Here is an 18,898-nt window from a genome sequence, read left to right on the forward strand (position 1 = left end):
TAGGGAATAACAGCATTCTCAGCCATTACAGTTGACTTCATTACAGGCGTAAAAAAGCCCCGCATAAAGCGAGGCTTAGAATATATTTCAATGAACATCAATTTACAGAGGCTAAATTGAATTCATCTAATAATGCAGTGAATCAACGCAGGCCGTGTAAGAACTCGTGGCGCGTTGCTGGGTTTGATCTGAAGATACCGCCTAGAGCTGTTGTTGTCGTTTCGCTGGTTGCATCCATTACACCGCGAGATTTCACGCAGTAGTGAACCGCATCCATGGTTACAGCAACGTCATCGGTTTCGAGTAGCGTTTGCAATGCAACAAGGATCTGCTGCGTCATACGCTCTTGAACTTGTGGGCGCTGAGCAAAGAATCGAACAATACGGTTAATCTTTGAAAGACCAATGATTTTTCCACGCGGGATATAAGCGACCGCAGTCTTACCATCAATCGTCACTAAGTGGTGCTCACAAGTACTGGTCACGGTAATGTCTTTTACTCGTACCATCTCACGAACGCCCATCTTGTTTTCGATTACGGTAATTTTAGGGAAATTGGCGTAATCCAAACCAGAGAAAATTTCATCCACGTACATTTTAGCAATACGTTGCGGTGTTTCTTCCAGACTATCGTCCGTAAGATCAAGTTCAAGGAGAGTGAGAATCTCACGCATATGGTGTTCGATTCGTTCCTTTTTCTCTTCTCGGCTAACCTGGTTTGGACTCATTGGTGTCTCTAAACCACGGCTTGCTAGCGCATCTTTAACCAACTTCGCTGATTCGCTAAGACCTGACATTGAACTTCCTCTTTTATTACCCCTTCTGGATGGCAAACAAGGATACTCGGAATTTTGAATAAATACACCCATATTTTAAGGGAGGTCATTATTTACGGGGCTTAAACTGTGCTAGAGTGGCTAGAATTTCGTTGGCGAACCAGGTGTTCTGATCATTATTTAACCACCATTGCCAACCACAAAATCAAAACAATAACGATCAAAGGATTTCAATTATGGGCTGTTGCGACGCTCCGGGCTTGATGCCAATTGAAGAAGCACTAGATAAGCTGCTATCGCCAATTCAACCTATTCGAACGACCTTATCACTGCCATTGGCAGAAGCATTGGGTTACGTACTTGCTGAAGATATTCTATCCCCTATTTTCGTACCTCCTTTTGATAACTCAGCAATGGACGGCTATGCACTGCGCTTAGCAGACCTAGAGAACGGTAAAGTGCTGCCTTTAGCGGGCAAGTCCTTTGCAGGTCAACCATTTAAAGGTGAATGGCCTGCAAACACCTGTATTCGCATTATGACTGGCGCAAAGATCCCGGAAGGTTGTGACGCCGTAATCATGCAAGAAAACACGGCTGAAACTGACGCTGGCATTGAGATTCAACAAGACGACATCAAGCTAAACAATAACATTCGCCCTACTGGTGACGACATCAAACAAGGCGATATCGTTCTTAGCCGTGGCGAACGTTTAACACCTCGTGACATTCCAATGATTGCTTCGCTCGGTGTGAGCCATGTAACTGTGGTACACAAGCCTAAAGTCGCTTTCTTCTCTACTGGCGATGAGCTCAAGCCATTAGGCCAACCGCTTGAAGACGGTCAGATCTACGACAGCAACCGCTACGGCATTAAACCGCTGATTGAAGCGTTTGGTTGTGAAGCGATTGACCTAGGTATTATTCCTGATTGCCCTGCAACGCTTAAAGAAACCTTTGTAAAAGCACAAGAACTGGCAGACGTAGTTGTCACCTCTGGTGGCGTAAGTGTCGGCGAAGCTGATTACACCAAAGACATTCTTGAAGAGCTTGGCGAAATCGGCTTTTGGAAACTAGCAATCAAACCAGGTAAACCATTCGCATTTGGTGAGCTAGACAACGCTTGGTTCTGTGGCCTACCGGGTAACCCAGTGTCTGCAATGATGACCATGTACGTGTTAGTTCAACCTATGCTGGCTAAACTTGCCGGTCACACTGCGTGGACAGCACCAGAATCGATTCCTGCTATCACTAAATCTGCATTCAAAAAAGGCCCAGGCCGTACTGATTATCAACGTGGTATTTACTCGATTGAAAACGGTCAGTTTGTAGTAGAAACAACAGGTAACCAAAGCTCTGGCGCTTTCCGCTCAATGAGCTTAGCAAACTGCTTTGTGGTACTAGAGCGCGAACGTGGCCGTGTTGAAGTCGGTGAAACGGTTCAGATTCAACTATTTAACTCCACGCTTTACTAACGAGGCTTGCTGATGGAAATACTGTCTGACGCAGAGATGCTTCGTTACAATCGCCAGATCATTCTCAAGCAGTTTGATTTTGAGGGTCAAGAAGCGCTGAAACAGAGCTCGATTTTGGTGTTAGGTGCGGGTGGTTTAGGCTGTGCCTCTGCTCAATACCTTGCGACTGCGGGTATTGGTAAGCTAATGCTGATCGACGACGATGTTGTCGAGCTTTCAAACTTGCAACGACAAGTGCTTCACACCGATGCTGATATTGGTAAGAAGAAAGTCGTTTCAGCCGCTGAATCATTACAGGTGTTAAACCCACACCTTAGAGTTGAAACGGTCGACCACAGACTTGATGACGAGGCACTAGCAAAGCTCATTGAAGCGCATTCGTTAGTACTTGATGCCAGCGACAACGTTGAAACGCGCAATCAACTTAACCGTTTGTGTTACGCCTCAAAAACGCCACTTGTATCGGGCGCTGCGATTCGCATGGAAGGTCAGATTAGCGTATTCACTTATCAAGATGAAAATGCACCTTGCTACCAGTGCTTGAGCGCTCTATTCGGCAACGCTGCTCTAAGCTGTGTTGAAGCCGGTGTGATGGCACCTGTTGTTGGCATGGTTGGCGCGGCTCAGGCTTTGGAAGCTATCAAGGTTATTGCCGGGTTTGGACAACCAAAGCAAGGCAAGCTTTTGATTCTCGATGCCATGTCTCACAGCTGGCGTGAAATGAATTTAATAAAGATGCCTAATTGTTCGGTGTGTGGATAAGATAAATCATATCCCCCTCTGATCGAAAACCTAAGCCTTGACTATATGTTGGGGCTTTTTTATGTCTCAACGTCAGCATCTCACTCGCTTTATCAATTTGAAATACTCTATGAGAGATTAGTTTCATTTGAGTTCTCATTTTGAGAATACAGTGAAAAAATCAGCACCTAAAAACATAACCTTTAAAAATCAATAATTTAAAATTGGCACATAACTTGTAACTGTATCTGTACCTTCCATCACAAGGATGTAGATATGAGAATTACAACGTTAAGTTTGCTATTAAGTGCCCCTCTAGTCGCCAACGCAGCGCCATTCGATACCTGCCCTAGTCAAGCATACCTCTTTCAGTCGAAACCCGTTGAAGTTTGGGGGGTAAACCTTGTAACAGGTTCAACCACTCTGTTGGAAGACGATACGGGTATGAATGCCAATATCAATGGTGTCGGTTTCGACTTTCAAGACAGATATATTTATGGCTATGACACCACCAACAAACGTTTAGTGCGTCTTGGTCAAGACTTCCAAGCAGAAGTTATCAATACCAGTGGCTTACCAACCGATCACACTTTCTATGTCGGCGACGTCTATGACCATGTTTACTACTTGTATCGTACAGGTAAGGGACTATTTACTGTTGACCTCTCTCCTTTAGACTCTGATCCGAATGCGACCGTCACGGTCAACAAAATCGCAGGCAGCCCTGCAACTGTAAAACTGACTGATTTTGCTTTCCATCCAAGTGATGGCTCTTTATATGGTATCGACAATGACTCGGGTGGCTTGTACAGCTTCAACCCAACTACAGGTGCAGAAACCTATATTGGTGATACCGGAGAAACAGGGACGTTTGGCGCAGGTTATTTTGATGTGAACGGCTACTACTACGTATCTCGAAATCAAGACGGTAAGATCTACCGTATCAACCTATCCCCAGATAACGCTGCAAACATCGCTGCAGGTGTCGTTCCTGCTGTAGAGTTCGTATCGAATGGCCCTTCTTCGAATCAAAATGATGGTGCTCGCTGTGCGAATGCGCCTGTCGTAGATGAAGATTCCAACATCGACTTCGGTGACGCTCCAGACAGCTACCTAACGTTACTGGCGAGCAATGGCCCTCGACATGAACTCGATGGCATCACATGGTTAGGTACAACTCCTCCAGATGCGGATCTAGATGGTTATGTCACACCTCAATCAGATGAAACTGTCGGGGTGGATGATGAATGGTCCAACGGTGGTATCGGTTTTGTAACCGCACTTGAAGCTGGTCTTGATTCAAAAGTGGTGATTGAGGCTTCAACAACCGGTTACCTTTCGGCTTGGATAGATTGGAACCAAGATGGCAGTTTCGATGGCGCCAACGAGCAAGTATTTACCGATTACCTGTTAGATGCGGGTGAAAACGATCTGTTCCTAAATGTCGATATCAACGCTCTGACCGGTACGACGTGGGCTCGCTTTAGATTCAGTCAACAAACCAACCTAAGTTACTTTGGCGGTTCAACCTCTGGTGAGGTGGTCGATATTCAAGTCGATGTTCTTAACGATGGTGCCACTGCTCGTTACTTCCCAAGTGCTTCTGGTTACGCAACGCTCGCGTACGAAGATAACTGGCCTTATAAAGCTGACTACGACATGAACGATGCTGTTCTTATGTATCGTATTACTGAAATCCTTAAAGATGGAAAAGTCGTTAAATCAACTATCGACGGCCGCCTAGCTGCTGTCGGGGCATCGTACAGAAATGGTTTTGCTGTTCGACTTCCTAACCTCGACCCGAGCTTGGTGAGTAGTGGTAGCTCTTACATGAAACACAACGGCGTATTCACTGACCTTGACCTAGAAGATGGACGTAGCGAAGCAATCTTTGTTATCGCCAATGACCTGACAGAAAAAATCAGCACTGGCTGTACCTTCTACCGCACCAGTAATGGATGTAAAGAAGATGAGCAGTTCTCGTTCCAAATTGGTATTACTTTAGCCGGTGACGGTGTGAGTACTGGCAGCTGGACCGATATGCCTTACGACCCGTTCATCTTCGCAACGCCTGGGTATTATCATGGTGAAAACCTACCTCTACATCCAGGACGCAGCTGGGAGGTTCACTTGCCAGACCAAGCTCCAACCGAAGCATTTGATACCACTAACCTCTTTGAAGCTGGTTTAGGCGTCGATGACAGTAATCCATCAACAGGTAAATACTTCAAAACAGTAGAAAACCACCCTTGGGCACTAATAGTGACTTCGGATGACGAATGGGAGTGGCCTTTAGAGTACGTCGATATTGTTACCGCTTACCCAGGGTTTAAAGAATACGCAGAATCCGGCGGTGAAACGAACCAAACATGGTACCAATCACCTGCAGACAACCAACGTTACGAACCATAAGGAGAGACGTTATGACTATTCACACTAAACAATATCGAGACAATCATTGCGTTGATTCAAGTCGCAATCTCTTTGAGGAAAAACGTATGTCTGTACAAAGCACTTGGAACATCAAGAAGTCACTAGCCGTTATTTTAGCTGCAGCGCCATTAGTATTAGCCGGCTGTGGAGGCGGCGGCGGTGGGGGCGGAAGTACATCTACGGCATCACCATCTACACCCTCGACACCTGCAACTCCGTCGAATCCGGTAACAGCAACGACTCCGGTAACAGCAACGCCTTCGCCGTCTCCCGCGACAAGTGCGGTAGCAGCGCAGAGCTATACGATGAGTGATTTGGTGGTACCTGATGGATTTGACTACAACTCTGTTGAACAGTTTGATCTCAACATTGACATCAGCAGCATTTCGACAGACCGTTCTTTTGTGACCGTTTATAGCCGCTTTAGTACAAGAGATGACTCAACCTTGAAGCCGGATTACTCCAGCAAGGTCATTGCGGGCCCACTAGATAACGGTGTGTTCGCCTCCAACTTTGCAGCACCAGTAAACCATGACGCACTCTTGATAGAGATTTGGTTTTACGATGGTCAACCTCCATTACAACAAGTGGTTTCTAGCGGCGACTCTCAGATTGTCTGGCAGTAAATTGTTTAACAGCAGGTAACTTGTCGTTAGCGAGATCTCTGACGAAACAGAGTCAAAATGGATTGTTTGTAAGTAGGAAGTGAGCAGAAATGCTCACTTTTTTATTTTCGTCGAAGAGCAGTTAATTCAGCTTTCTTAGCGAGTAGCATTCACTTTACCACCAACCTCACTTATATTTTCAACATAACCTTCAAAGACTTACTCTCATGAAACAGTTAAAAATAGGTCTATTTATCTTAATGTGTGGCGTAGGCGTGTTAGTTGCCCTTGCCTATTTCCCGCTAACATCAGAGACGGGGCAACGTATTCAAGCCAAAGTAATTTCGAACACGCTTACTCAATCCTTAGATGGGCACAGGCGTTATCTGACGGTTCAGACAAAAGATAATGACGTATTTCGGCTCTCTATTGCTCCTACCACAGACTGCCCTATTGATTCTGTGGTCGCGCTTGATACATTAAACAATCAAATAACCGGACAAAGCAGTTATCAGTTCATCCACTGTCGAGCTGCACAGTAGCCATCGATGCAACAACGGTATTCGTAAAGCAACTGTATTCGTAAAGCAACTGTATTCGCAAAAGCAACAGTAATCGCTCTACCACTGTATTCGCTAAAACAGTAAGAATCGCTAAAACAACAAGAATGGATATAACAATAATGAATCAGCCACTCATCTCACCACAACAACTTCAACAACGTTTGCTAGCAGAAGACAATATCATCATCCTCGACGCCAGCATCGAGTTTCAAATTCCAAGCGAGTCAGAAAAGATCAAAGGACAAATGATTCCTGGTGCTATTCGTTTTGACTACGACAAAGACTTTTGTAACAAGCACACTCTGCTTCCTCACATGTTTCCGAGCGAAAAACACTTCAACACTCGCGCAAAAGAAATTGGCATCAATCAAGACAGTACGATTGTGGTTTACGATAACTCCGGAACCTTCGCTTCTCCTCGTGCGTGGTGGATGTTTATGGCAATGGGACACAACGACGTATTCATCTTAGATGGCGGTTTGCCAGCTTGGATCGAAGCCGGTTACGCGACCGAGACTGACTATCGCACCGAAGTAAAAGCGGGCAATTTTGAAGGCCATATTCAAGACAACTACTTTGTCAGTGCTCAGCAGATTGAAGGTTACTCAACTGACAAGAGCGCAAACATTGTAGATGCTCGTTCTCAAGCTCGTTTCGATTCAGAAGTTCCTGAACCACGTGAAGGCTTGCGTAGTGGCCATATACCGAATTCTATTTGCCTACCATTTGCCCAAGTACTCAAAAACGGCAAGTTAAAGTCCCAAGAAGAGCTTATTGATATCTTTTCAACGCTAGAATTAACGCCTTCTCAACCTATGTTCTTTAGCTGTGGCTCTGGCGTAACAGCTTGCATCATATTATTAGCCGCTAAACTCGCTGGCTATAACGGTGAAATGGGTGTTTACGATGGTTCATGGACGGAATGGGGTGCTAACGACAAACTCCCTATCGCCGTGACTAAAAAGTAATTCAACTTCGCTTAATGCAACTATTAGAATATACTGCGCATGCATAAAGAGCTTACTGATAATGATGGCCCCACGTCTCATGAAGTAAGCCTCTATGTCGCAGTTAACGCTATGTTCATTTGAGACCAAGACTCGATTCACGCCGTTTGATTTGTAACCCACATCAACTTGCTAACCATAATTCGTGATTAATCATAAACTAATCGTTATCGACGTTATGAATACTAATTTTTCACTCAAGAATCTCTGCTCGTAGTCGTTACACTATTTAATCATTAATACTTTCATCATTGATGTTTGTATTTTTCGTTGCATGAATCGCGCTGACAACCCAATAGTTTGTCACTTGCAGTCTGTTAAAAGTAGTAACCAACAAAGGCATCTCATGGCTCTATTTAAGCAAAATATCTGGTCGCTGTACGCGTTTGTCGTACTACTGACCCTGATACTTTTCGCCGCGTTGGGAATAACAAACTGGAAAGCAAACAGAGACGACTTCATAGAGCAGCAACACATTCAGGTTGAGCTTTTTTCTAGCTCCGTCAACTCGCTGCTGACCAGTCAATAAGCCTTGTTAGAAGTGGTTGGCCATCAACTGGCTCAACAGTCTGATTTCACACGTACTGCATCTATCCAGATTAGGCCAATATTAGACAAGCTACTTGAGACCCACCCTGCGATAGCAGCGTTTGGCTTGTTGAACACCGACGGTGATTACCTCTCGATTAGCTCAAATCTCGAACTTGCGAATCAAAGGAACTTGCTGCAATACGCGCCAACCAGAGGCTCCTTCCTAGACGCCCTATCAAGCAGTAGCATGGTGCTTGGCCGTACCTATTTTCAAGATTCGTTGAATAGCTTAATCATCCCGCTGAGAAAATCCATTTCAATCGATGGCAAGAAAACCGATGCAGTAATGACCGCAGGGCTACGATTAGACGCAACGATCGTATTTGAAAATAATGCTCACGCCGGAAGTTTCAATACACTAAGCCTGATCAGAAAAGACAGCTATCGCCAGTTTTATTCAAGTGATATTGAATCTGAGAGTGCCTATTCCTCTCCAGTCGGCAAAGATGTCATACAGCGTATTGCAAGTATCTTTACCGACCACTTCGGAATTAGCGTACAAGAAGCGATGAATGGGCAAGAAACCTATTCTTTTGTCGTCGACGATGAAGAGTACCACTCTTTGATGAGCGCGAAATACATCCCAAACTACAAATTATGGGTGGTAGGACGTACGGATCTAACTCACGTCGATAGTATATTCATACAAGAGTTCAGCATTCTTTTCGTTGCCTTTATTTTTCTTCAGTTTGGTTTCTACTTTTTGGTTAAGTCGATTGCCAAGAATGAACAACGGACTCGTAGCCAACTCATTTATCAGGCGAACCATGACCCTTTAACCTCTCTGCCAAACCGTTTGTACATGCGTAGAAACATTGGTAAATGGATTGACGATGAGTCAGAGCCGTTTTCGCTGTTGTTTATCGATATCGATAACTTTAAATGCGTCAATGACACCCACGGGCATGACTTTGGAGATAAGGTTCTCAAACAGATCGCTTTGCGTTTGATGAGGTTCCGATCTCGCCTCAGCCTATTGGTACGTGAATCCAGTGATGAGTTTTTGTTCTTGACGCCCTTGTCGAATGAAGCTGAAATTAAACGACTCGCCAAGCGCATTATTGAAGTGCTTTCTCAACCTTATGAAGTTGAAAGCGCTCAGTTTTTGTTAGGTTGCAGCATCGGCGTAGCGCGTTTCCCAGAACACGGAAAAGATCTGGATAGCCTGTTACGTTCTGCCGATATTTCAATGTACAAAGCGAAACAGCAGCAAAACTCGTACAGTATTTTCACAACGGAAATGCAAGATGCTCATCTCTACAAAATGAAAGTAGAACAAAGGCTACGCATCGCTATCGAGAAACAAACGCTGTTCATGGTTTTCCAACCGCTGGTTCGTGCAAATGAAAGTATTCATGGTGTAGAAGCACTCGTGCGCTGGATTGATGAGGAATTGGGTTTTGTTCCGCCAGATGTCTTTATACCGATAGCAGAGAACACGGGTTTAATGCAAAAACTGGGGACTTTTATTATTGAGTCCAGCATTATGCAGATCGCCCACTTGCACCGAACAACAGAACAAAAGATCGGGCTGTCGATCAACATATCAGTGCGTCAGTTTTCTCATCAATCCTTCTCTGAGCACTTGTTCGCGACACTAGAAAAGTATCAACTCTCTCCTAGCTGTTTAACGCTAGAAATTACCGAGAGCTTGTTCATTGAAGATGTGACTTTGGTGAAACCGACTTTTGAAGCCCTCAAAGAGAAGAATATAAAGATCTCTTTAGATGATTTCGGGACAGGTTATTCATCACTAAGTATGTTGAAAGCACTGCCTATCGATGAACTTAAAATCGATAAGAGCTTTATTGAGAACATTGCTGTCGATCAGCAGTCACTCACCATGGTGCAAAACATCATCGCAATCGGTAAGAACTTCGGCATGGTGGTATTAGCAGAAGGCGTAGAATCAAACGAACACTTCGCAATTCTAAAGGCATGTGGATGTGACTTAATGCAAGGCTATTACTTCTCTCGCCCTATTCCTTATTATGAGCTGGCTACTCACCTAAACAAGAAAGTGACCGAGCACGCGGAATGTTCTGTTTAAGAACGCGAGTTAAATAGACGAGCTAAATAAGGTAGGCAGATAAACACCTACCTTATTTTCTAGATATTTTCTGTTCGGTTATTTATTCATTTCATTTTTTATTCATTTCACTATGCATAACATCGATCAACTGTCCGGAAGGATCTCCTGATAATTCCCAAGTAAAAATGCCGCCTAGGTCTGATTTCTTCGCCCATTCTGCCTTTGCTTTAATAGAACGCTGATCTTCAAAAGATATGAATACTTTTTTATCTGGGTTCCACAAATAAGGTGCTTGAGCTTGCTCATCATACTTATACTCATAACCTTGTTTGTTGCTGTAGTTATTCATAAGATCCCAAAACATGAAGTAACCGTTTTCACCGGTACCAAACTGCGCCCCTTGTTCAGAAACTAGGTCACCTTTAGGCAGCTCTCCAGCAAAGTCTTTTGTCCCTTGCCAACCTCGACCATAAAAAGCCGCCCCGATCACGAGCTTCTCGCTAGGAATACCTTGCTCTATCATCTGATTAATGAAGACATCAGCTCCCATTCCCCACCAACTACGCTCGGTGGCATGTAAGTTTGTTGTGTGACCTGTTTGAGTTCCCCAGCCTCCGAGGAAGTCATACGTCATCGCAAACATGTTCGTCAGATATGGGCTAGCTGCGTTCCAATCAATTTGAGCTGCCTTAGCACCAACACCGACAGCCGTTGAAAGCTCGTAATCTCTTTGAGTCGTCTTTGATAGAGCGTCCAAATCACTTCTGATTGTTTTTACTAAAAGAGTAAAAGCTTCACGCTCTAGCGCTTTTTGCTCATCCGTTAGTTTCGTCTCTGGGTTCCAAGGCGAAGTGGTTAAGCCGCCGCCTCCTGGGTATTCCCAATCAAGATCAATACCATCAAAGAAGTCGTATTTTTGGATCAATTCAACAGCAGTTTTTGAAAAGTGCGCAATGGCTTGAGGATCTTTCGCCATCGCATGGAAAGGTTCAGACATTGTCCACCCTCCAAATGAGGGCAAAATTTTGATATTTTGATTGTCGGCCTTCAGTTGAGCTAACTGGGCAAAGTGACCTTTATAGGCGACATCAACACCCACGTCTCCGAAATCGACTTCTAACGCAGCTTCTTTATCCACAATAATCGCGGTATATGGTTGTTTGTCTGCACATTGCTGCTGAATTTGTTTTTGGACGGGCTCACCAGCACCGCTATGAGGACCACACATGCTCAAGAAGGCGTAAATAATATGTGAGAGCTTGTCTGCAGGTATGTCGTCAACGGTATAAGGGTTGTCTTTATTCAGATATTGCCAATCCGCAAAATACCCTGCGACGACTTTATCATCGGCATGTACTGTAGGTGTGAGCATACAAACCGTGGCTATTGAGCTAAGCCCAAAGATAGAAATAGATTTAAAGATAGAACTTGATTGGTCACTGTTGCTAGAAATAGCGTGTGTGATAAATGACAGTTTCATAATTATCTCCTTTAGTGTGGCTTAACATTAAAGAGTGATAATTCTTTCAACCGCTGAACAAATTCACTATTCGAGTCATGTCTAATAGTTATCCCCCTTATTGCACTGGTTTCATTAGGGGGAATTTCCATGATTACTCAAATAGTGAATTCAACGAAGCATAAATATCTTACTATTCACTGCCGTTTGGTTTATTCACGCTAAGTTGTTCGTCCAAGTTAAGTACCGTCAAAGCATTACTTACGCTGGTCGCTATCACATCGACCACACCGGTTCTTAGTGCGCCTAATAGAGCTAATGGCTTACTGTTCTCCGCTGCAATGGCAATGACTTCCGCTATTGGGCGAAATTCTTCCAAGGCCAAACCAATCACACGGTCACTCATTACTGTGTTTGCTGTTTTACCGTGAACATCGAAAAAGTCATAACCCGCAAAGTCACCGACGACACCTTGTAATAAACGAGATTGAACGACCTCACCTGCGGTAAACCAACCTAAGTCGACCATATAGCTGTTTTCACTCATATCACCGATACCGACTAATGCAACATCGGCTTTTCGAGCGAGATCGAGGGTCTGCTTAACGGTGCTGTTTTCCATGAATGCGGTTTTTTGCGCTTTATTCTCGGCATAAGCGGGCGCGTATAAGGTTTCAGAAGATCCACCGTACTTTTTGGCTAACTGCCTGCATATATGGTCGGCATTAAACATACCGCCTCTTGGGTGAATACCGCCGATACCACACACGAATTTGCAGTCTCGTGGCGTAATGACGCCAGTGTGATGAGCAACAGACGATACGTTTCGCCCTTGTCCTACTGTCACTACCATGCCGTTTTTCAGTGTACTGGTAAGGTAGTTAGACACTAAACCAGCAACCTGTAATCGCTGCTTCTCTTCATTTGGTTGGTCTAGTGCCACAAGCGCACGCTTTACACCAAATCGTTCGATCAAACGTTGCTCGATCTTCGCACTAAAGACGGGGTGATATTTCACGGTGATCTCAACAATGCCCTCATCTCGGGCTTGCTTGAGCATTCGACCAACCTTTGCACGGGAGATAGAGTACTTTTTAGATATCTCTTCTTGCGTGGCACCATCTTGATAATAAGCAACCGCTACTTCAGTGAGGAGATCAGTGTTTTCTTCGGAAACATCTTGGATATTCTTACTCATATACCACTCAACCAATATTTAACAATTATTTTACCTGCTTGAAGAACAAATGTTCGATGCTTAAGCAAGTGATACACAAGTTTACACCCCAAACATATGTAACAGCAAGGTACATTTTCTCATAATCATAACCATGGTTTTGTTGTTGATTAATTCACCTCACTTTGCTCGTTAAACGTTTGCTTGCATAGCCCATGATTACTAGAGCGAAATATATTTGACTGAAGTCACCATACAGTACTATTTACCGTTGACTTTGGGGCTAGATCGGATAAATATGGCTACATCATTTACTCATCGAGCGATCAAATGTTCTGTGCAAATGTTCGTTCGGAGAAAAATTTAAATTAATGTAAGTTTGGCTCACTGGTACAACCATTGAGAACTTCATTAGTTAGCTTGCAAATGCCCACACCTCTCCCATTAATGAGGTGTTATGCGATACATAGGATGATCAAAATGAGCAATAAATTAGAGCAACTTCGTAAACTAACAACTGTTGTAGCTGACACTGGCGATATCGAAGCTATCAGCAAGTACACTCCTGAAGATGCAACAACTAACCCATCTCTAATTCTTAAAGCTGCTCAAATTGCTGAGTACGCTCCTCTAATCGATGCTTCTATCGAATACGCAAAAGCGCAAAGCGGTGATAAAGCACAGCAAGTTCAAGATACTTGCGACATGCTTAACGTGAACATCGGTAAAGAAATCCTAAAAGTTGTACCTGGCCGTATCTCTACTGAAGTAGATGCTCGTCTTTCTTACGACATGGAAGGCAGCGTTGCTAAAGCTCGTCAACTTATCAAAATGTACAACGACGCTGGCATCACTAACGACCGCATCCTTATCAAACTGGCTTCTACTTGGGAAGGCATCCGTGCTGCTGAAATCCTAGAGAAAGAAGGCATCAACTGTAACCTAACGCTTCTATTCTCTTTCGCTCAAGCTCGTGCTTGTGCTGAAGCTGGCGTATTCCTAATCTCTCCTTTCGTTGGTCGCATCATGGACTGGTACAAAGCGAAAGAAGGTCGTGATTTCGAAGCTTCAGAAGATCCAGGCGTAATCTCTGTTTCAGATATCTACAACTACTACAAAGACCACGGCTACAAAACTGTTGTTATGGGCGCAAGCTTCCGTAACATCGGCGAGATCCTTGAACTTGCTGGTTGTGACCGTCTAACTATCGCTCCTCAACTTCTAGCAGACCTAGAAGCAGCAGAAGGCGAAGTAGTAGAGAAGCTTATCGACTCTAACGGTACTAAAGAGCGTCCAGCAGCGATGACTCACGCTGAGTTCCTATGGGACCACAACCAAGATGCAATGGCTGTTGAGAAACTGGCTGAAGGCATCCGCAACTTCGCCGTTGACCAAGGCAAACTAGAAGACATGATCGCAGCTAAGCTGTAATCACTCTTACCAAATTCAAATAGGGGAACGTTCAGTTCCCCTACTTTTATCAATTTTGTTTTTCTTAATTTTTATTCGGAAGTTCTTATGAATCAATCTCCTCAAAACAGAAAGCATCTAGCTAACGCTATTCGTGCTCTAAGCATGGACGGCGTACAACAAGCAAACTCTGGTCACCCAGGCGCACCTATGGGTATGGCAGACATCGCTGAAGTACTTTGGCGCTCTCACCTAAACCATAACCCAGCAAACCCAGAGTGGGCTGACCGCGACCGTTTTATCCTGTCTAACGGCCACGGCTCAATGCTGATTTACTCTCTGCTTCACCTAGCAGGTTACGAGCTTTCAATTGAAGATCTTAAAAACTTCCGTCAACTGCATTCTAAGACTCCAGGTCACCCAGAGTACGGCTACGCACCAGGCATCGAAACAACGACTGGTCCTCTAGGTCAAGGCATCACTAACGCTGTTGGTATGGCTATGGCAGAGAAAGCGCTAGCAGCACAGTTCAACAAAGAAGGCCACGACATCGTAGACCACTACACTTATGCATTCATGGGTGATGGCTGTCTGATGGAAGGTATTTCTCACGAAGCATGTTCTCTAGCAGGTACGCTTGGTCTTGGTAAGCTGGTTGCTTTCTGGGATGACAACGGTATCTCTATCGATGGCGAAGTTGAAGGTTGGTTCTCTGACGATACACCTAAGCGTTTCGAAGCTTACGGCTGGCACGTAATCCCAGCGGTAGATGGTCACGATTCTGACGCTATCAACGCAGCGATTGAAGCGGCTAAAGCAGACCCTCGCCCTACTCTAATCTGTACTAAAACAGTGATTGGCTTTGGTTCTCCAAACAAAGCAGGTACGCACGACTGTCACGGTGCTCCACTAGGCGCTGAAGAAATTGCAGCAACACGTAAAGAATTAGGTTGGGAGCACGGTCCTTTTGAAATTCCGTCGGAAGTTTACTCAGAGTGGGATGCGAAAGAAGCAGGCGCAGCTAAGGAAGCAGCGTGGAACGAGAAACTTGCAGCTTATGAAGCAGCATACCCTGAGCTGGCAGCTGAATTCAAACGCCGCGTAAACGGTGACCTACCAGCTGAGTGGGAAGAGAAAGCATCGGCAATCATCGCTGATCTTCAAGCTAACCCAGCAAACATCGCATCACGTAAAGCATCTCAAAATGCTCTAGAAGCGTTCGGTGCTATGCTACCTGAATTCATGGGCGGCTCGGCTGACCTTGCGCCTTCTAACCTGACTATGTGGTCTGGTTCTAAGTCTCTTGAAGCAAACGACTTCTCTGGTAACTACATCCACTACGGTGTACGTGAATTCGGTATGACGGCTATCATGAACGGTATCGCTCTGCACGGTGGTTTCGTACCATACGGCGCAACGTTCCTAATGTTCATGGAATACGCTCGTAACGCTATGCGTATGGCTGCTCTGATGAAAACTCAGAACATCCAAGTTTACACGCATGACTCTATCGGTCTTGGCGAAGATGGTCCAACTCACCAACCAGTTGAGCAGATCGCTTCTCTACGTCTAACTCCAAACATGAGCACATGGCGTCCATGTGACCAAGTTGAGTCTGCTGTTGCTTGGAAACTAGCAATCGAGCGTAAAGATGGTCCTTCTGCACTTATCTTCTCTCGTCAAAACCTTGCACAACAAGATCGTGACGCTGAGCAAGTAGCAAACATCGCTAAGGGTGGTTACATCCTGAAAGATTGTAAAGGCAAGCCAGAGCTTATCCTTATCGCAACGGGTTCTGAAGTTGAGCTAGCGGTTAACGCTGCTGCTGAGCTAACGGCTGAAGGTAAGAAAGTACGCGTAGTTTCTATGCCTGCTACTGATGCGTTCGACAAACAAGACGCGCAGTACCGTGAGTCTGTACTTCCATCTGACGTAACGGCACGTATCGCTGTAGAAGCTGGCATCGCTGACTTCTGGTACAAGTACGTTGGTTTCGGTGGCAAGATCATCGGTATGACAACGTTCGGCGAGTCTGCACCTGCAGGTGAGCTATTCAAGATGTTCGGTTTCACTACTGAAAACGTAGTAAACACAGCGAAAGAGCTTCTAGCTTAATCTTGAATACATTGTCTCGCCCTTCAATGGGTTGATGCATACAGAAAGCCCCGCATGAAAATGCGGGGCTTTTTTTGTCTTTTCTCTCATTCGGATTAAATCTAACGGCTATTTTTCTTCGAAATGCGTTGCCACTAAGTTTTGTTCTGCGGTCGAGGCGATAGACTGCATATGCAGATTGACTTCACTCGACAGCTCACGTTGCTTATGAGCAGAACTTTCAACAGACTGCATGAGTTCATTCATGGATTGCATTAGGTTTTCGACTTCCGACAAGCGCTCTGCACTCACCTTCGCAACATCACCACATGCGTCCGTTTGCTTACGGTTCGCCAGAATATCTTTTTGCCACCCTTCAATCGTCGTTAGCATGGTATCGATGCTCTCTTTGATCTGAACCGTAGCCTTTGAGGTTCGACCCGACAATGCACGGACTTCGTCGGCAACAACGGCAAAGCCTCGTCCTTGCTCGCCCGCTCTCGCCGCTTCAATCGCAGCGTTCAGGGCCAACAAGTTGGTTTGTTCGGCGATTCCACCAATCTCTTCCATTATCTTGCTTACGCTCTGCGCTTGATCGCTCAGTTGGTAAGTCGCTTGAGTCGCCTTTTCAGCCTGAGAAGCTAGGCTCTCTAAGTTTTGATGAGTTTGATTAATGCTTTCTTTAGCGCCAGCACAGGTTTGCAAAGTCACATCAACAATCTGGTGCGCTTCTTCTGTGCGAGAAGAGACCTCATTGGCGGTGATTTCAACCTCTTCAGTCGCCTCTCGTACTTGAAGAATATCTTTTGTTTGTTGATCTAAGGCTTCTGATACTTCAAATGACGTCGCATTTAGGTTGTCAGCCAAATCTTGTAACGGCTTGGCTGAGTCTGTCATGCGACCTAATACGGTGTGGATTCTTGCAGACAATAGTTTTAAGTGAAAATCGGCAATAGAGAACTGACTATTACCTGAATAAACAAGACGACTAACACTATCGAATTTAGATTGCAGCTTTTTCAACTGCAGTGGAGTATCAATCAGCTCTTGTCGGAAAAGCAGTGCTAATGCTGAAACAGGAAGTAGGCTCAACAACCATTGTGATACTTGCCCTACTTCAATGAGATTTGAAATTAACGGCGCAGCCAAAGAGCCTAGCAACACGGCGTAACGAACACTGTCACTGATCTTTAATGACCATTGGCGACCCGACTTTTCAGCCTTCAAGAGGCCTTGGTAAGCCTTATCTGCAACTTGTATCCATTCATTTTTTGGCTTAACACGAACAGATTGGTAGCCACTCACCTTACCATTGTCGTAAATTGGAGTTACATAAGCATCGACCCAGTAAAACCCACCAGATTTGGTTTTGTTTTTTACGATGCCACGCCAAGCTTTACCTTGCTTTAGGTTAACCCACATATCAGCAAAAGCGGCTTTCGGCATATCGTTATGCCTTACGATATTGTGGTGTTGCCCTAGCAATTCTTGTTGGCTGTATTCCGCTATGCGACAAAAAGCATCATTACTGCACGTAATCACGCCTTTTAAATCAGTGGTAGAGACAAGTTGTTCGTTTTCGCTGAGAAGCGTTTCACGAGATTGAGTAGATGAGCTGACAGTCATTATATTAACTTAGGTTAATTATTATTTTAGGCGAGGAATATATACAATTATTAAAGTTATGACAAAATGTGAACGTCACATTTTGTGTAAATGCCTGCTATTTATACAAATATTAGCTAAGTACCTCACAAAGCTAATAACTTCACTATCTTCTCATGCCAACAGTCACGACTCATCTAAGTTTACGGCAGTGGTAAATTTCACGGTTCTCATTGAGACAGAGGTATGGAATTTACGAATATTCAGATCTTTGCGTAGTACTCGCTCCACAAAGTCTTCGTAGGCTTGAATGTCTTTGACCGTCACAATCAGCATGAAATCAAAGCTGCCTGATATCTGATAGCACTGCGTGACCTCTTCTGCCTTTGAAATAGAATGGCGAAAGATTTGGTAAATATCCCCTCGATCACGCTCCATTTCCACGGACACAACCAAAGTCATCTTACTGCCGGTCAGTTCTGGATTAATGATGGACACACCACCGACAATCACGCCCTCTTCTCTCAGCCGTTTCACTCGCTTTAAGCAAGCAGGCGGTGACAACCCGACCAGCTCTGCTATTGTTAAATTTCACGTCATTTAAACACTGAAAGTTACTCTCAATACCCTAATTATTGATATTTTGAGTAAAAATAATTTGAGCATGGGTATTTACTAATGACTCAGTTATTACATGCGTATTTTAAAACACCGATAATAAAAAATTATCTTATTAGTTAGAACCCAACGCCTTGTATAAAGCGCCCTCCAGAATAATAACCACGACCTAATCAATGTTATTAAACATCCAAACTATCAACTATTCATTCAACAAAACCCATTAAATAACTGACAATAGAATAAATAACACTCCTTATTTTATATTAACTCTAAATGTTGAAACCGGAACGAATAATTAATTGTAATAATTATC

Annotated in this window: 11 protein-coding genes and 3 pseudogenes; 9 read left to right on the top strand and 5 right to left on the bottom strand. The window is 44.4% G+C overall.

The window, feature by feature from the left end:
- Positions 1-142 precede the first annotated feature (142 nt).
- Positions 143-796: a GTP cyclohydrolase I FolE gene (gene folE / locus AB4209_RS18740; RefSeq protein WP_017061725.1), complete on the bottom strand. Its 654-nt coding sequence runs from the start codon at positions 794-796 to the stop codon at positions 143-145.
- A 215-nt stretch (positions 797-1,011) separates the two neighbouring features.
- On the opposite strand from folE, the gene moeA reads away from it, so the two are divergent.
- From moeA to AB4209_RS18775, 7 genes and pseudogenes are all read left to right on the top strand, one after another.
- Positions 1,012-2,247, top strand: a complete 1,236-nt coding sequence (gene moeA / locus AB4209_RS18745) for a molybdopterin molybdotransferase MoeA (protein ID WP_372056865.1) — start codon at positions 1,012-1,014, stop codon at positions 2,245-2,247.
- Between the two features lie 12 nt (positions 2,248-2,259).
- On the top strand, positions 2,260-3,009 hold the full coding sequence (moeB, locus tag AB4209_RS18750; RefSeq protein ID WP_104216138.1) for a molybdopterin-synthase adenylyltransferase MoeB: 750 nt from the start codon (positions 2,260-2,262) through the stop codon (positions 3,007-3,009).
- Between the two features lie 255 nt (positions 3,010-3,264).
- Entirely contained in the window at positions 3,265-5,400 is a 2,136-nt protein-coding gene (locus AB4209_RS18755; protein WP_372056867.1) for an LruC domain-containing protein, read from the top strand.
- A gap of 11 nt (positions 5,401-5,411) precedes the next feature.
- Positions 5,412-6,047 carry a hypothetical protein gene (locus tag AB4209_RS18760; protein ID WP_017064433.1) on the top strand — a complete coding sequence of 212 codons (636 nt, stop codon included), beginning with the start codon at positions 5,412-5,414 and terminating at the stop codon, positions 6,045-6,047.
- Between the two features lie 206 nt (positions 6,048-6,253).
- Positions 6,254-6,568 (top strand): hypothetical protein, encoded by a 315-nt coding sequence (locus AB4209_RS18765; RefSeq protein ID WP_017061706.1) that lies wholly within the window; start codon positions 6,254-6,256, stop codon positions 6,566-6,568.
- Between the two features lie 140 nt (positions 6,569-6,708).
- A complete protein-coding gene (locus tag AB4209_RS18770) occupies positions 6,709-7,557 on the top strand; it encodes a sulfurtransferase (protein WP_017065718.1) in 849 nt (282 codons plus the stop codon).
- Positions 7,558-7,942: 385 nt separating this feature from the next.
- Positions 7,943-10,237, top strand: a pseudogene (locus tag AB4209_RS18775) (putative bifunctional diguanylate cyclase/phosphodiesterase).
- Between the two features lie 91 nt (positions 10,238-10,328).
- Here AB4209_RS18775 and AB4209_RS18780 read toward each other — a convergent pair.
- Together AB4209_RS18780 and AB4209_RS18785 are read right to left on the bottom strand one after the other, a co-directional pair.
- The gene (locus tag AB4209_RS18780; protein ID WP_017065720.1) at positions 10,329-11,699 is read right to left on the bottom strand and encodes a glycoside hydrolase family 18 protein; all 1,371 of its coding nucleotides are present in this window, start codon (positions 11,697-11,699) and stop codon (positions 10,329-10,331) included.
- A gap of 172 nt (positions 11,700-11,871) precedes the next feature.
- Positions 11,872-12,876 (bottom strand): sugar-binding transcriptional regulator, encoded by a 1,005-nt coding sequence (locus AB4209_RS18785; protein ID WP_017065721.1) that lies wholly within the window; start codon positions 12,874-12,876, stop codon positions 11,872-11,874.
- Between the two features lie 459 nt (positions 12,877-13,335).
- On the opposite strand from AB4209_RS18785, the gene tal reads away from it, so the two are divergent.
- On the top strand, positions 13,336-14,286 hold the full coding sequence (gene tal, locus AB4209_RS18790; RefSeq protein ID WP_009845571.1) for a transaldolase: 951 nt from the start codon (positions 13,336-13,338) through the stop codon (positions 14,284-14,286).
- An 87-nt stretch (positions 14,287-14,373) separates the two neighbouring features.
- Positions 14,374-16,380 (top strand): transketolase, encoded by a 2,007-nt coding sequence (gene tkt, locus AB4209_RS18795; RefSeq protein WP_372056869.1) that lies wholly within the window; start codon positions 14,374-14,376, stop codon positions 16,378-16,380.
- Positions 16,381-16,503: 123 nt separating this feature from the next.
- On the opposite strand, the pseudogene AB4209_RS18800 reads toward tkt, so the two are convergent.
- Both AB4209_RS18800 and AB4209_RS18805 read right to left on the bottom strand, forming a co-directional pair.
- A pseudogene (locus AB4209_RS18800) lies at positions 16,504-17,985 on the bottom strand (methyl-accepting chemotaxis protein); the annotation flags it as partial.
- Positions 17,986-18,150: 165 nt separating this feature from the next.
- A pseudogene (locus tag AB4209_RS18805) lies at positions 18,151-18,555 on the bottom strand (Lrp/AsnC family transcriptional regulator); the annotation flags it as partial.
- Between the last annotated feature and the right edge of the window lie 343 nt (positions 18,556-18,898).

Source organism: Vibrio sp. 10N.286.48.C11 (assembly GCF_041469805.1).
GTDB lineage: Bacteria > Pseudomonadota > Gammaproteobacteria > Enterobacterales > Vibrionaceae > Vibrio > Vibrio crassostreae_C.